This window comes from Thermus hydrothermalis (assembly GCF_022760925.1).
Lineage (GTDB): Bacteria > Deinococcota > Deinococci > Deinococcales > Thermaceae > Thermus > Thermus hydrothermalis.
Genome location: NZ_JAKTNT010000004.1, coordinates 61,803 through 76,101 on the forward strand (window position 1 = coordinate 61,803; position 14,299 = coordinate 76,101).

General features: G+C 67.8%; 11 protein-coding genes. 2 read left to right on the top strand and 9 right to left on the bottom strand.

Going from position 1 to position 14,299, the window contains the following annotated elements; all coding sequences use genetic code 11:
- Positions 1 to 6: 6 nt before the first annotated feature.
- From malQ to L0C60_RS03640, 5 genes are read right to left on the bottom strand one after another with little or no spacing between them, the layout of a single operon-like run.
- Positions 7 to 1,509, bottom strand: coding sequence for a 4-alpha-glucanotransferase (gene malQ, locus L0C60_RS03620; RefSeq protein ID WP_234503562.1), 1,503 nt, complete (start codon positions 1,507 to 1,509; stop codon positions 7 to 9).
- Positions 1,510 to 1,550: 41 nt separating this feature from the next.
- Positions 1,551 to 2,423: a 3-hydroxyacyl-CoA dehydrogenase family protein gene (locus tag L0C60_RS03625; RefSeq protein WP_234503559.1), complete on the bottom strand. Its 873-nt coding sequence runs from the start codon at positions 2,421 to 2,423 to the stop codon at positions 1,551 to 1,553.
- Between the two features lie 17 nt (positions 2,424 to 2,440).
- Positions 2,441 to 3,301 carry a DMT family transporter gene (locus tag L0C60_RS03630; RefSeq protein WP_234503557.1) on the bottom strand — a complete coding sequence of 287 codons (861 nt, stop codon included), beginning with the start codon at positions 3,299 to 3,301 and terminating at the stop codon, positions 2,441 to 2,443.
- On the bottom strand, positions 3,291 to 4,511 hold the full coding sequence (locus L0C60_RS03635; protein ID WP_243092527.1) for a M16 family metallopeptidase: 1,221 nt from the start codon (positions 4,509 to 4,511) through the stop codon (positions 3,291 to 3,293). Before L0C60_RS03635 ends, L0C60_RS03630 begins: the two co-directional genes overlap by 11 nt.
- Positions 4,501 to 5,715, bottom strand: a complete 1,215-nt coding sequence (locus L0C60_RS03640; protein WP_243092528.1) for a M16 family metallopeptidase — start codon at positions 5,713 to 5,715, stop codon at positions 4,501 to 4,503. The genes L0C60_RS03635 and L0C60_RS03640 overlap by 11 nt, the downstream gene beginning before the upstream one ends.
- Positions 5,716 to 5,730: 15 nt before the next feature.
- Between L0C60_RS03640 and recG the strand changes: the two genes are divergently transcribed.
- Both recG and L0C60_RS03650 read left to right on the top strand, forming a co-directional pair.
- Positions 5,731 to 8,037, top strand: a complete 2,307-nt coding sequence (gene recG, locus L0C60_RS03645; protein ID WP_234503552.1) for an ATP-dependent DNA helicase RecG — start codon at positions 5,731 to 5,733, stop codon at positions 8,035 to 8,037.
- Positions 8,037 to 8,813: a hypothetical protein gene (locus tag L0C60_RS03650; protein ID WP_234503548.1), complete on the top strand. Its 777-nt coding sequence runs from the start codon at positions 8,037 to 8,039 to the stop codon at positions 8,811 to 8,813. The genes recG and L0C60_RS03650 overlap by 1 nt, the downstream gene beginning before the upstream one ends.
- Here L0C60_RS03650 and L0C60_RS03655 read toward each other — a convergent pair.
- The 4 genes from L0C60_RS03655 to L0C60_RS03670 all read right to left on the bottom strand — a co-directional run bounded on the left by L0C60_RS03655 (position 8,767) and on the right by L0C60_RS03670 (position 14,284).
- Entirely contained in the window at positions 8,767 to 9,753 is a 987-nt protein-coding gene (locus L0C60_RS03655; protein ID WP_234503545.1) for a pectin acetylesterase-family hydrolase, read from the bottom strand. The two genes, L0C60_RS03650 and L0C60_RS03655, sit on opposite strands and share 47 nt — an antisense overlap.
- An 85-nt stretch (positions 9,754 to 9,838) precedes the next feature.
- Positions 9,839 to 10,216 (bottom strand): CBS domain-containing protein, encoded by a 378-nt coding sequence (locus L0C60_RS03660; RefSeq protein WP_234503542.1) that lies wholly within the window; start codon positions 10,214 to 10,216, stop codon positions 9,839 to 9,841.
- Between the two features lie 92 nt (positions 10,217 to 10,308).
- Positions 10,309 to 13,185: an AAA family ATPase gene (locus L0C60_RS03665; RefSeq protein ID WP_234503527.1), complete on the bottom strand. Its 2,877-nt coding sequence runs from the start codon at positions 13,183 to 13,185 to the stop codon at positions 10,309 to 10,311.
- Positions 13,160 to 14,284, bottom strand: coding sequence for a metallophosphoesterase family protein (locus L0C60_RS03670; protein WP_243092529.1), 1,125 nt, complete (start codon positions 14,282 to 14,284; stop codon positions 13,160 to 13,162). The genes L0C60_RS03665 and L0C60_RS03670 overlap by 26 nt, the downstream gene beginning before the upstream one ends.
- Positions 14,285 to 14,299: the final 15 nt, after the last annotated feature.

Here is a 14,299-nt window from a genome sequence, read left to right on the forward strand (position 1 = left end):
CCCCCTTCACGTTCGGCCCGTGGCCTCCGCCATGGCCAAAAGCCTCTCCCCGTGCACCTCGCCCAGCTCCCCCGGCCGGAGCCGCCAGGCCCAGTTGCCGCTTGGCCTTCCCGGGTAGTTCATCCGCGCCTCGGACCCCAAAGCCAAAACGTCCTGCACGGGGTAGACGGCAAGCTGGGCCCGGGACATCATCCCGAGGCGCATAAGGGCCCAGGGCACCTCGGTTTCCTCCCTAAAGGTTATCCCCCAGTCCGCCAGATACCGCCCCATAAAGTCCCGCTCGTGGGGCGTGGCGGTGCGGTACCACCCCAGGGTGGTGTCGTTGTCGTGGGTGCCGGTGTAGACCACCACCCGCCCGTGCTCGGGGTAGTTGTGGGGGAGGAAAGGGTTTTCCATCCCGTCGTCAAAGGCGAACTGCAACACCTTCATCCCGGGCAGACCAAAGCGGTCCCGCAAGGCCTCCACCTCGGGGGTGATGAAGCCCAGGTCCTCCGCCAGGATGGGGACCCTTCCGAAGACCTCCCGGATGCGGGCGAAAAGCCTTTCCCCCGGGGCCTTGACCCAGCGCCCCTCCACCGCCGTGGGGCAGGAGGCGGGGATTTCCCAATAAGCCTCAAAGCCCCGGAAGTGGTCTATGCGCACCAGGTGGAAAAGCTCCAACGCCTTCCGCAAACGGGCGATCCAGAAGGAGAAGCCCTCCCGTTCCAAAACCTCCCAGCGGTAAAGGGGGTTGCCCCAGCGCTGCCCGGTTTCCGAGAAGTAGTCCGGGGGCACCCCTGCCACCACCGTGGGCTTCCCCGCCTCGTCCAGGTGGAACCACTCGGGGTGGGCCCAGACCTCGGCGGAGTCCTCGGCCACGAAGATGGGCATGTCCCCGATGAAGGCGATGCCCAAGGCCTCGGCCTCCTCCTTGAGGGCGCCCCACTGGCGGAAAAAGAGCCACTGGGTGAAGGCGTGGAAGGCGATTTCCTCCGCCAAGGAAGCTTCCGCCTCCCTAAGCGCCCGCTCCTCCCGCCTTCTCAGGGGGAGGGGCCAGGCGTTCCAAGGTAGGCCGCCGTGGTGGGCTTTGAGGGCCATGAAGAGGGCGTAGTCCCGGAGCCACCAGGCCTCCTCCTCCCGGAAGCGGGCGAAGTCCTCCCGCTCCTCCGGGGAGGCCTTTTGGCGGAAGCCTTGGAAGGCCGCCCGTAGGGCGGGCCACTTCCAGGCATAAAGGAGCCCGTAGTCCACCCTGCCCTCCGGGAAACCGGGGTCTTCCAGCCGGAGGAAGCCCCGCTCCGCCAGGGGCCTTAGGTCCACCAGGTAAGGGTTCCCGGCGAAGGCGCTAAAGGACTGGTAGGGGGAGTCGCCATAGCCCGTGGGGCCGAGGGGCAGAACCTGCCAGTAGCGGGCCCCGGCTCCCTTCAGGAAGCGGAGAAAGGCCCGGGCCTCTTCCCCCAACACCCCCACGCCCCAAGGGCCCGGAAGGCTCGTGGGGTGGAGGAGCAAACCGTAGGCGCGGGGTAGGTCCATGCCCCCAGTCTACCCCCTACGTGGAAAGGCTTCCAGCCCCCCTAACCCACCTTGTTGCCCTTCTCGTCGTAGGTGTAAAAGCCCCGGCCCGCCTTGCGCCCCAAAAGCCCCGCCTGCACCATGCGGCGAAGGAGGGGCGAGGGGCGGTACTTGTCGTCTCCGAAGCCCTTATGGAGCACTTCCATGATGGCCAGGCAGGTGTCCAGGCCGATGAAGTCGGCAAGCTCCAGGGGCCCCATGGGGTGGTTCATCCCAAGGCGCATGATCCCGTCAATGGCCTCCTTGCTGGCCACCCCTTCCCGCAAGGCCTCTATGGCCTCGTTGATCATGGGCATGAGGAGGCGGTTGGAGATGAAGCCCGGGTAGTCCTGCACCTCCAAGGGGGTCTTCCCCATGCGCTTCGCCACCGCCACCACCACGTCCCGGGTTTCCGGGGCGGTGAGCTCCCCCCGGATCACCTCCACGAGCTGCATGAGGGGCACGGGGTTGAAGAAGTGCATGCCGATGAACCGCTCGGGCCGCCCGGAATAGCGGGCCAAGGCGGTGATGGGGATGGAGCTCGTGTTGCTGGCCAGGATGGCCTCGGGCTTGGCCAAGGTGGAGAGGCGCTCAAAGAGCCGCCGCTTCTCCCCTTCGTCCTCCACGATGGCCTCCACGATGAGGTCGGCCTCCTCGAGGGCCTCGAGGGCAAGGCTTGTCCGGATGCGGCCAAGGGTCTCCTCGTAGGCCTCCTGACTGAGGCGCCCCTTTTCCAAAAACTTCCCCAAGGAGCGGCGGATGGCGGCTAAGCCCCGTTCCAAGAAGCCCTCCGCCACGTCCACCAGCACCACCTCGTACCCCGCCTGGGCCGCCACCTGGGCGATGCCGCTTCCCATCTGGCCCGCCCCCACCACGCCGATGGTCTTCACCTCCATAGGCCACCTCTCGGGGGCTATTTTACGCCCCGGAGGTTCACCAAGAGGACGCCCAAAAGGGCAAGCCCCCCGCCCACCAGGGAAAGGGGGGAAGGCACCTCGCCAAGCCAGAGGTAGGCGATGAGGAGGGCCAAGAGGGGGGAGAGGTAGAGGAAGGAGGAGAGCCTCGAGGCCGGCGTACGGGAAAGGGCGTAGGTCCAGGTGAGGTAGGCCAAGGCCCCGGGAAACACCCCCAGGTACAAGGCGGCCCAAAGGGCCGGCCTGGGCGCTTCCCTTAGGGCCTCGCCCAACCCCGGGAGGAAGGCCAAAAGGGGCAGGGTGCCCAGGACCAAGGTGTAGACCGTCATCTCCTCGCTCCGGTAGCGGGCGAAGAGGGGCTTTTGCAGGACGAAGTAGAAGGAGGTGGCCAGGGCGGAAAGCAGGATGAGGAACGCCCCCGGGCTGAAGGCCACCCCACCCCCCTCCCCTAAGGCGATGAGGCCCGAGCCCAGAAGGGCTAGGCCCAAGCCCAAGACCCCGAGGGGCCTGAGCCTTTCCCCCAGGAAGAAGTAGGAGAGGATGGCGGTGAAGACCGGCCCGGTGGCGATGAGGAGGCTCGCCGCCCCGGCGCTCACCGTGAGCTCCCCGTAGACCAAGGCGGTGTGGTAAAGGGTGATGCCCAGGAAACCCAGGAGGAAAAGCCGGGGCAGGTCCTCCCGCCTGGGCGGGCGTAGGCCCCGGAGGCGGGCGTACAAGAGGAGCACGCCCCCCGCCACGAGGAAGCGGAGGAGCACGAGGTGCCCCGGGGCGAAGCCCTGAAGCCCGGCCCGGATGCCGGCGAAGGCGCTCGCCCAAAAGAGGATGGTGAGAAGCGCCGCCCCTAAGGCCCTAGGCTCCATGGGGCACGACCAGATAGTAGAGGCCCCGGTCCAAGAGCCCCTCCTCCAAGAGGGCGTTCACCTCCCTAGCGGATACCCGGCCAATCCGCTCCTTGAGCTCCCCCAGGGAGAGGTAGCGGCCGGTGTAGAGGTACTCCATCCCCAGGTGGAAGAGCCGGCCCATGGGGGTCTCCCCGGCGAAGACCAAGGCGGTGGCCAAGGGGGTCTTGGTCCTTTCCACCTCCTCCTCCCCCACCCCTTCCCGCCGCAGACGGGAAAGCTCCTCCTCTAGGGCCGCGAGGACGCTTTCCTTGTTCTCGGGGTCCGCCTGCACGTAGGCGTGGAAGAAGCCCGCCCTATCCGCCTCCTCGTGGCCGAAGGAGGCCACCTCCGCCAAGCCCCGGTCCACCAAGGCAAAGTGCAGCCTCCCCGAGCCCTCCTCCCCCAAGAGATGGGCCAGGACCTGGGCGGCAAAGCGGCTTTCCTCCTGGTAGGCCACCCCGGGGAATAGCCCCACCAGGTAAAGCGCCCGGGCCTTCTCGTAGGGGCGCTCCTCCACGCCCAAGGCCGGGCTAAGGGGAGGGTAGGTCCTTTCCGCCTCGCCTTGGGGCCAGTCCGCCGTGAGGGCCTCCGCCTCCTCCAGAAGCCTCGCAAAGTCCACCCTGCCCGTGGCGGCCAGAACCATGTTCTTGGGAAGGTAGCGCCTTTGGTGGTAGGCGGCCATCTGGTCCCGGGTGAGGGCGGTGATGCTCTCCACCGTGCCCAAGACGCTATTCCCCAAGGGGTGGCCCTGGAAGAAGCGGGCCCGGGCCCAGTCGTAGGCCATGAACCCGGGGCGGTCCTGGTAGCGGGCGATCTCCTCCAGGATGACCTTCATCTCCGTGTCAAAGTCCTCCTGGCGGAGGGCGGGCCGCAGGAGCTTGGAGAAGAGGGCAAGAAGCTCAAAGGCGAACTCCGGCAACACCGCCCCGTAGTAGACCGTGGCCTCCTCCGAGGTGAAGGCGTTGTACTGGGCCCCCAGGCGGTCAAAGGCCAGGTTCACGGAAAGGGCGTCCATCCCCTCGGGCCCCTTGAAGACCATGTGCTCCAGGAAGTGGCTGACCCCGCTTTCCTCCTCCCGCTCGTCCCGGGCCCCCGTCCTCACGAAGTAGCCCAAGGCCACGCTGCGGGCCTCGGGCAGGACTTCGGCGATGACCTTAAGGCCGTTCTTTAGCTCCGCTTCACGAAACATGGCTCACCTCCCCCAGGAGCCCCACCCAAGGGTTCCGGTAGGGGTGCTCCCGCAAGAAGCGGTTCACCGCCTCGAGGCCCGTCCCAGCGATGGCCGCCTCAATCTCCGCCAGGGGGCGCACCCGCCCCAGGTAGAAGAGGTCCCGGGCCATGGAGGCGGCCCGGCTCCGGATGGACTCGTCCGCCAGGACCAAGGCGGTCTTCAGGCCCACCTTGGCCCGGGCGAGCTCCTCCTCCTCCACGCCTTCCTGTAGGCGCTCCATCTCCCTTAGCATCACCGCCAGGGTCTCCCCCGCCCTCTCCTTGCTGGTCCCGGCGTAGGCCATGAGGAGGCCCTGGCCCCTCACCCCGGCGGGGAAGGCGGAGACGGCGTAGACCAGGCCCCGCTTCTCCCGCACCTCCGTGAAGAGGCGGCTAGCCATGCCCCCCGAGAGGACCTCCAGGGCGAGCCTCGCCGCGTAGAAGTTGGGGTCTTCCGGCCCCACGTCGGGGTAGGCCAAGCCGATCTGCACCTGGGCCGTGGGCCTGTCCAGGGCGAAGCGGTGGGGCTCGGAGAGCCTGGGGGTAGGGTAAAAGGCCTCCTCCCCCTCCCAGGCCAAAAGGGGCTCGAGGGCCGCCAAGAGCCTCTCCCAGGAAACCCCCCCCGCCACCGCCAGGATGGCCCCCTTGGGGGTGTAGCGCCTACGGAAGTCCTCCCGCACCGCCTCGGGGCTCGCCCCCTTCAGGCTCTCCTCCTCCCCCAAGGGGTCGCGCCCGTGGGGGGAGAGGAAGACGTGGCGGCGAAGCTCGGAGAAGAGCTTCCGCGCCGGTTGGTCCTCCTGGGAAAGGAGGGCCTGAAGGGCCACGCTCCGCACCGCCTCAAACCCCTCCTCGGGGAGGCGGGGGCGGGTGAGGAGGAGGGCGTAGAGGCGGAAGACCTCCTCCAGCACCTCGGGCAGGAAGGCGGCGGCGAAGGCGGTGTACTCTAGCCCCGCCCCGCTACTCCGCCGCACCCCCAAGGCGTCCAGCGCCTCCGCCAGGCCCCGGGCGTCCAGCTCCCCTGCCCCTTTCCAAAGCCACCCCTCCAGGAGGGTGCTCGCCCCCAAAAGCCCCTCGGGCTCGTTCACCGCCCCGGCGGGGACCAAAAGTTGGAAGGCCACCCCTGGGTAGTCCCTTTCCTCCAGGGCCAGGAGGAGGCCATTCGGCAGTCGCTCCACGCGGCTCACAGGCCTAAGGGTATCATGGGGAGCGTGAGGGAAGGGGAACTTAAGGAAAGGCTTCTCAGGCCCCTTCTTCGCGAGCTCAAGGACGGGGCCCAGGACCGGGTGGTGGTGGGGGGCCTGGAGAGCCTGATAGCGAACCTGGCCCGGCCCTTCCCCGAGGTCCAGCGGCTCTTCCAGGGCTACGGGGCCAAAACCCCGGAAGCGCGGAAAGAGGTCTTGGAAGCCGCCATCCGCCTTCTCCAGGACGGCCTTTCCCAGGAGAAGCCCACGCCTCCCCCTTCCCGCCTGGGCCTCGAGGAGCCCGCCCACCGCCTCGCCCCCCCGCAAAGCCGCAAGAAGCTCTCCGAGCTCGGCCTCCACGCGGTGCGGGACGTCCTCCAGTACTACCCCCGCCGCTACGAGGACCGCCGCACCCTCCCCGGGGTGCGCTTTCTGGAGGACGGCAAGAAGGCCACCTTGCAGGTGAAGGTGCTTAGCAAGGAGCTCATCAAGACCCCCAAGAAGGGCATGCAGGTGGTGCAGGTGAAGGCCCAGGACGCCTGGGGCTTCCGCCTCACCCTGGTCTGGTTCAATCAGCCCTGGGTCCTCTCCCAAATAGAGGAAGGCACCACCCTGATCGTCACGGGCCGTGTGCAACGGCGGGGAGGCGTGCAGCTTTTCGTGGAGCACTTTGAGGACGAGGGCACCGAGTCCCTCTCCACCGGGCGCATCGTCCCCATCTACCCCGCCAAGGAGGGGATCAGCCAGGCCTTCCTCCGGCGCACGGTCCACCGGGCCCTGGAACTTGCCCTGCCCCTTCCAGACCCTTTGGGGCCCTACCGGGAGGCGGAGGGCCTAGAGGACTACAGCAAAGCCCTCAAAAACATCCACTTCCCCGAGGACGAGGAGGCCCTTAAGCGGGCCCTCCTGCGGCTCAAGTTTGACGAGTACCTCCTTTTGGAACTGAAGGCCCTTTTGGACGCCGGGGGAATGGTCCTGGGCCGGAGCTTCCGGGTGGAGGAGGCCTGGGTGGAAACCTTCAAGAAGGCCCTCCCCTTCCCCCTCACCCGGGCCCAAGAAAGGGTCATGGGGGAGATCGCCGAGGACATGCAAAGCCCGAGGCAGATGGCCCGCCTCCTCCAGGGGGACGTGGGCTCGGGGAAGACGGTGGTGGCGGCCTTCGCCCTCTTTTTGGCGGCGCAAAACGGGGCCCAAGGGGCCCTCATGGCCCCCACGGAGATCCTGGCCCGGCAGCACTTCCAAAACCTCACCCGCTACCTCTTCCCCTTGGGGGTGCGGGTGGAGCTCCTTCTGGGCTCCATGAGCCCCAAGGAGAAGGAGGCGGCCATCGGGCGCCTGGCGGCGGGGGAGGCCCAGGTGGCCGTGGGCACCCACGCCCTCATCCAGGAGGGGGTGGCCTTCCGGGACCTTGGCCTCGCCGTGGTGGACGAGGAGCACCGCTTCGGCGTCCTCCAACGGCGGGCCCTCCTCAAGATGGCCCGGGTGCCCCCCGACGTCCTGGTCATGTCCGCAACCCCCATCCCCCGCTCCCTGGCCCTCACCCTCTACGGGGACCTGGAGGTGAGCGTCCTGGACGAGATGCCCCCGGGCCGCACCCCGGTAAAGACCAAGGTCCTCCCCCACCGCCTCCGCCTCCAGGCCTACGCCTTCGCCCGGGAGGAGGTGCGAAAGGGCCACCAGGTCTTTGTGGTAGCCCCGGCCATTGAGGAGAACGAGGAACTGGACCTGAAGGCGGCGAAAACCCTCTACGAGGAGCTCAAAGCCCTCCTCCCCGAGGTGCGCATGGCCCTCCTCCACGGCAAGATGCCCGCCCGGGAGAAGGAGGAGGTGATGGAGGCCTTCCGCCAGGGGGCCTTTGACCTCCTGGTATCCACCACGGTGATTGAGGTGGGGGTGGACATCCCCAAGGCCACCCTCATCATCGTGGAGAACGCCGAGCGCTTCGGCCTGGCGCAACTCCACCAGCTAAGGGGCCGAGTAGGCCGGGGGGGATTACCGGGCTACGCCATCTTCCTGGCGGGGGAGGCGAGCCAGAAGACCCTGAAGCGGCTTCGGGTCTTGGAGGAGTCCACCGATGGCTTCTACATCGCCGAGATGGACCTGAAGCTAAGGGGCCCGGGGGAGCTTAGGGGCACGCGGCAGTCGGGCTACCCCGAGCTCAAGCTCGGCGACCTGGCGGAGGACACGGGGATCATTGAGCGGGCCCGGGCCCTGGCCAAGCGGATCCTCGAGGCCGACCCGGACCTCTCCCGGCCCGAGCACCAGGCCCTGAAGGAGGAGCTCAGGGCCCAGGCGGCGCGCATCGGCTTTAGGGAAGTGATCTGATGCGGGCCCTCCCCCACCCCCTCCTCCCCGCCTTCGCCTCGGAAGGGGGGGTGCTCCGGGCCAAGGCCCTCAGGGACTACCTCCTGGCCCTCGGGGAAACCTACGCCCGCTACGCCCCCCTGCCCCAGGTGACCCTCTACGTCCTCTCGGAAAAGGACTGGCGGGCCCGGGTTCCCTACCCCTATGGCCTCCCCTTCCAGCATGCGGGAAAGGAGGGGCTCGCCCTCTATGCGCCCTTGACCTACCCGGAAAGGCTCCTCCACCGCCTGCGGGAAGCCCTCTTGCCCTTGGGCCCCCCGCCCGGGGAGATCCCCGCCTTCTTGGACCTCAACCTGGGGCACGAGTACGCCCACGCCGTGCAGGTGGCCTGGCGGCTCCGCACCGGGGCCAGGTGGCTGGACGAGTTCTTCGCCAACTACCTCTTCCTCCTGGCCCTGAAGGAGGCCTGGCCCCACCTGGCGGAAAACCTCCTCGCCTGGTGCCGCTACCTCGCCCGCCTGGCACCCCCCAAAACGAGCCTTTCCGCCTACGAGAGAAGGCGGGGGGGGTTGGCGGGGGCGCTTTGGTTCCAGGCCCAGTTCACCCTAAAGGCGGAAGCGCTCCTCCGGGAAGACGGCGACCGGCTCCTCAAAACCTTTTTGGCGGCGGCCCCCCTGGACCGGAGGAAGGGCCACCGCCTCCTTTTGGCGCTCTACCCCGGGCTAAAGGACTGGTTCGCCGGCTTCGGCCTCAAGGCCGCACCCGAGGGGACGCCTTCCCCTCCGCCAACCCCCTAAGCCAGTCCAGGAAGCTCACCTCCCCCACCTTCAAGGTGTAGAGCTCGGGCCTCGGCAGGATGCAGTGCTGGCCCCCCGGGGCCAGGTAGAAGGTGTAGTTCTCCGCCTGGGCCGGACGGAGCACCGCCTCCTGGGCTTTCAGGGCCCATTCCCGGGCGGTGGCCTCGGAGGGGGTGGCCTCGCCCTTCATGAGGGCGTAGAAGAAGATCTGCGTACCGTCCAGGACGGCGGTGTACTGGGCGATGACCGCCTTCGGGTAGGCCCGGGCCAAGGCCAGGTAGATCTCCGCAACCTCGGGGTTCGGGGCGAGGCCGGGGAGCTCGGGCAACCGGGGGTTCCAGCGGGCGAACCCCGGGAAGCCCTCCGTGCGCACCCCCACCCCGGCGTCCCCGCAGACCGCCACCTGGGCGTTTTTATAGGTGGCAAGCACCTTGTCCGCCCAGAAGACCGCCCCGTAGGCCCCGGCGCTACACCCGGTCACGAAGACCCGCTCCGGGTTGGTGTGGTTCTTGAAAAGGTACTCCAGCACCGCCTGCACGTTCCGCGCCCCCTGGTGGTGCACCCGGTAGCCCCCGTAGTCCACCGTGGCCCTGCCCACGTGGAGGTCCCCGGTGCAGTAGGGGACGAAGACGTGGGTCCAGCCGTAGAAGGGGTTCGCCACGCTCAGGCGGTTATAGATGCCCTGGGCGAGGGCGAGCTCTTGCGTGTCCACCCGCTTGCGGTAGGTGCGGCTTTCCGGGCCGCAGGTGGCGGCGTCCCAGCAGGCCCCGCCCCCTTGAAAGTCCAAGACCACCTTCTTCGGGTCCCCCGGGCTCACGTAAAAGCGGTAGGGGGAGCCGTCGGCGCAAACCCCGCCCGGCACCTCCACCGCCTGCCAGAGGGCAAGCCCCTGGGCCAAGGCCAAACCCAAAAGCCAAAGGAGGGCTAGAAGCCGCTTCATTTCCACCTCCGCCCCCAGTCTAAAAGAGGGTTTGGACCGAGTCAAGAAAAGGCGGCCCCAAGGCCGCCCCTAAGGACCCCTCTCCCTAAAAGACCGCCTTGCGCAGGATGTCGCTCACGGAAACGATCCCAAGGACCTCGCCCTGGATCACCGGGGCGCGGCGGATGCCGGTGTTGGCGAAAAGCCGGGCCACGTACTCCACCCCCAGGTCGGGGTTCACCGTAATCACCGGTTTGGTCATGATCTCGTGCACCTGGACCGTGGAGGGGTCCTTGCCGTAGGCGATGACCTTGTAGACGATGTCCGTCTCGGTGACGATGCCGTAGGCGTCCTCCTCGTTCCGGCGGTCCACGATAAGGGCGCGGAGGCCCGTTTCCTTCATGAGGTTGATGGCCTCCTTCACCGTGGCCGAACCTTGGATCATCACCACCTCGGTGGACATGATGTCCTTGGCCTTTTTCACGGGACACCTCCTTGCCCGAACCTCGGGGAAGGCTTTCCGGGCACCCTCAAGGTACCCAAAGGGGTATGCCCTTGGCCAGGGACATCCGTCCCCTAGACCCACTCCACCCGGCTACCCGAGGGGTGCTTGCGCACGCGGAGCCTAGCGGGAAGCCTTTCCGCCAAGGCCTCCACGTGGGTCACCACGCCCACGAGCCTGCCCCGGGTGGGAAGGCTTTCCAATACCCCGGCCACCACCTCGAGGGTCTCCGGGTCCAGGGTGCCGAAACCCTCGTCCAAAAAGAGCGCCCCCAAACGGCCCCGGGAAAGCTCCTCGGAAAGGGCCAGGGCCAAGGAGAGGCTTGCGAGGAAGCTCTCCCCCCCGGAAAGGGTCTTCACCGGGCGGCGGGCCTCGGTCCAGAGGTCGTACACCTCGTACTCGTCCTCCTTGGCGAGGAGCCGGTACCGCCCGCCCGAAAGGGTGACGAGGAGGGCGTCGGCCCGCTCCACCAGGCTTTGTTGCCTGAGGCCCAGGAGATAGGCGGGGAATTGGTTGTCCTGGAGGTCGCGGGCGAGCTTGTCCCACAGGTCCACCTCCCGCACCACCTGCGCCAGCCGGCCCTCCAGCTCCCGGCGCTTTTGCAGATTTTCCCGCAGGGTCTTCGCCCGGTCCCGCAGAACGGCCATCCTTTCCCCCAGCTCCCGAAGCCCCTCGTGGGTCCGGTTGAGGGCCTCCTGGGCCTTCCCAAGGCGAGCCCTCGCCTCCTCCAAGGGGATCTCGGGTAAAGGGGGCAGGGCGCGCCAACGGGCCTCCACCTCGGCGAGCTCCTTTTCGTGGCCCTGAAGGCGGCTTCTCAAGGCCGCCTCCTCCTCAGGGGAAAGGTGGAACCGCTTCGCCTCTTCCTCGGGCAAAAGCCCTTGGAGGGAAGCCTCCGCCTCGGCGAGGGCTTTCCTTTGCTCCTCCTTCTTGGCCCGCAAGGCGGAAAGGGTTCGGAGGGTCTCCTCCACCTTTTGGGAAAGCGCCCGGTCCTTCTTCTCCTTTTCTTCTAGCGCCTTCACCTCATCGGCGAGGGCCCGCAGGTGGGCCTCCACCCCCAGGCCCCGGGTGGCCTCCTGGAGGTGGCGGTGTAGCCCGGCCCCCAAGGCGGCCTTCTCCTCCCGAAGGGCAGCCAGGGCGGACTGGGCCTCGGCGAGGAGGGCCTCCGCCTCCCCTTCCCGGCCTTGGCGGAGGCGGGATTCCTCTTGCCTTAGCTCCCTCACCGCCGTCTCCTTGGACTTTAGCTCTCCTCTAAGTTCCTGGTAGCGGCCCCGCAGGTCCTCCAGGTCCCTTTGCGCTTCTAGATGGGCCTGCCTGAGGGCCTCGAGGTCCCCGGGCTTGGGCTCCACCCCTAGGGCCTTTAGGGCTTTCTCCTTTTCGGAAACATCCCGCTCTAGGCTTCCAAGCGTCCGCAAGACCTCGTTTAAGGCCTTCTCCAAGGCGTTTCGCCTTCCCGAAAGGTCCAGACCCTCAGGCCTTGGGGGCAGGGCGTGGACCACGCCGCCACAAAGGGGACAGGGCTTTCCCGGCTCCAGAAGGTCGTGGTAGGCCAATAGCCCCTGCCGCCTCTCCGCCTCCTTGAGCTTGGCAAGCTCCCCTTCCAAACGGGCCTTCTCCTGAAGGAGGCGGCCTAGTTCCCCTTGGAGGGCCACAAGCTCCTCCCTTAGGGCGTGGGCCTCCGCCCCCTTTAGGGCCTCCTCCAGGGCGGAAACTTCCTCCCGTTTGGCCTTGCCCTGGGCCTCCACCGCCTTCAGTTCCTCCTTGAGCCTATCCAAGGCCGCCTCTGCATCCCGAAGCGCCTGCTCGGCCCTGGCCCAGGCCTCGAGGGCGCGCACCTCCTCTTCCAGAAGGGGCTCCTTTTCCAAAAGGGCCTCCAGGGCCTTGGGGTCTAGGCGCGGCTTGGGGTGCTCCCTAACGCCCACCCGCCGCCAAAGAGCCTCTTGGGCCCTCAACCCCTGGGCCTCCAGGAGGGCCTCCCGGGCCTTTCTCAGGGCCTCGGGGTCAAAGGCAAGGAGCTTCCGCTCTTCCTCCAAGCGGGCCAGTTCCCTTTCCCACTCCCCAAGCTTCGCCTCCGTGCCCCTAAGGGCCGCCTCCTTTTCCCGATACGCCTGCCAAAGGGGAAGGGCCCGCGCCGCCTCCTCCGCCCGGGCCAAGCGCTCCCGCAGGGCCTCCATGGCGGGGGCTTCCGCCTGCAGGCGGGCTCGCCTCGCCTCCAGGGCCTGGCGCTCCTCCAGGTCCTGGACTAGCTTCTCCCACTTCTTGACCTCCCCCTCGAGCCGGGCCTTTTCCCCCTCCAGCGCCGCAGCCTCCTCTTGGGCCCTTTCCAGTTCGGCCTCCAAGGCCTCCAAGGCCTCCGGGGTAGCCCCCTCCAAGCCGGCAAGCTCCCCCTCCAGGCGCCCCTTCTCCTCCAAGAGGGCGCTTCGCCGCTCGGACGCCCTCTCCCGGGCCTTCCTTAAGCGGGTGAGCTCAAAGAGGTCAAAAAGGATCTGGCGCCTTTCCTTCGCCTCCCCCTTCATGAAGCGGTCAAACTCCCCCTGGGGCAGGAGGAGGGCGCGGGTGAAGGCCTCGTAGGAGAGGCCCAGGAGGTCCGCAATCCCCTGGTTGAGCCGGTCCAGGGTTTCCAAAGGCACCAGGCGCTCGCCCCAGGCCCCCAGCTCAAAAAGCCGCCCTTCGCCCCTCTTGCCCCTCACCCGTTCCACCCGGTACACCCTCTCCCCCACCTGGAAGGTGAGGCGCACCCGGGCCTCTCCCAAAGCGGGGTGCACCAGGTTGGCCACCTCCCGGCCCACCCGGGGCACGCGGCCATAGAGGGCGAAGGCGATGGCGTCCAAAAGGGTGCTCTTGCCGCTCCCCGTGGGCCCGGTGATGGCGAAAAGCTCCACGTCGGAGAAGTCCACCTCCTGGCGTTCCCGGTAGGGGCCGAACCCCTCAAGCTCCAGGCGCAAGGGCCGCAAGCTCCACCTCCATCAGGACCTGCTTCAAGCCTCCCACAAGGGCTTCCTCTTTGCGCCCCTTCTCCTCCAGGTAGCGGGCGTACGCCTCCAGAAGGCCAAGCTCCGCCCCTCCCTGGCCCTGGACCTCCTCGGACAAGGCCCCGGCGGTCTCCACGGCGAGGAGGTTGGGCATGGCCTGGAAAAGCCGCTCCTTCACCGCCGGGGAAAGCCTCCCCTCTATGACGAGCCGCACGTAGCCGGGGAAGCCCTTGATTTCCTCTAGCCGCCCATCCAAGGCCTCGGGGGCCAGGCGGTAGGTCCTTAACGGCTTGCCCCAGCGCTCCCGGATGGGATGGATTTGGGCCGGGCCCGAAGGGGGAAGCTCCACCAGAAGGGCTCCCCGCTCCGCCTCCTCCCCCTCGCCAAAGTCCAGTTGGATGAGGCTTCCCGAATACCAGGCCAAGGGGGCCTCGGAAACCTGCTGCTGGCGGTGGAGGTGGCCCAAGGCCACGTACCGGGCGGCGGTGGGCAGGGCGGAAACGGGCACGGCGTAGCTCTCTGAGAGGTGGAAGGCGAACTCCCCTCCCCCGGGCCTCGCCCCCTCCACGGCGAAGTGCCCCAGCATGAGGGGGCTCGCCAGGTTATCCAGGATGCGGCGCATGTTCTCGGCGTAGGTGCGGTGGCGCTCCTCCGCTTCCTGCCAAAGCCTTTTCATGAGCACCCTTTCGGAAACGAAGGGGAGGAGGGCCGCCCTTACGCCCTTCACCTCCACCACGCCGCCCTCCTCGCGAAAAAGGGGCCGGCCCCGCACCGTGGCCCCGGCCAGGGCGAGGAGGGGGGAGAGGGCCTCGAGGCGCTCCTTGGGGTCGTGGTTCCCGGCGATGACCAGGGCGGGTACCCCAAGCTCGCGAAGCCTTAGGAAAAACTCCACCGCCAAAGCCTCGGCCTCGGCGGAAACCTGGGGCCGGTCAAAGAGGTCCCCCGCCACCACCACCAGGTCCACCCCCTCGCTTTTGACGATGGAAAGAAGCGCCTCCAGGGCTTCGCCGATCTCCGGGGTGCGGTCCACACCTTTTAATAGCTTTCCCAAATGCCAGTCCGCCGTGTGAAGGAGGCGCATCGCCCCCATTATGCC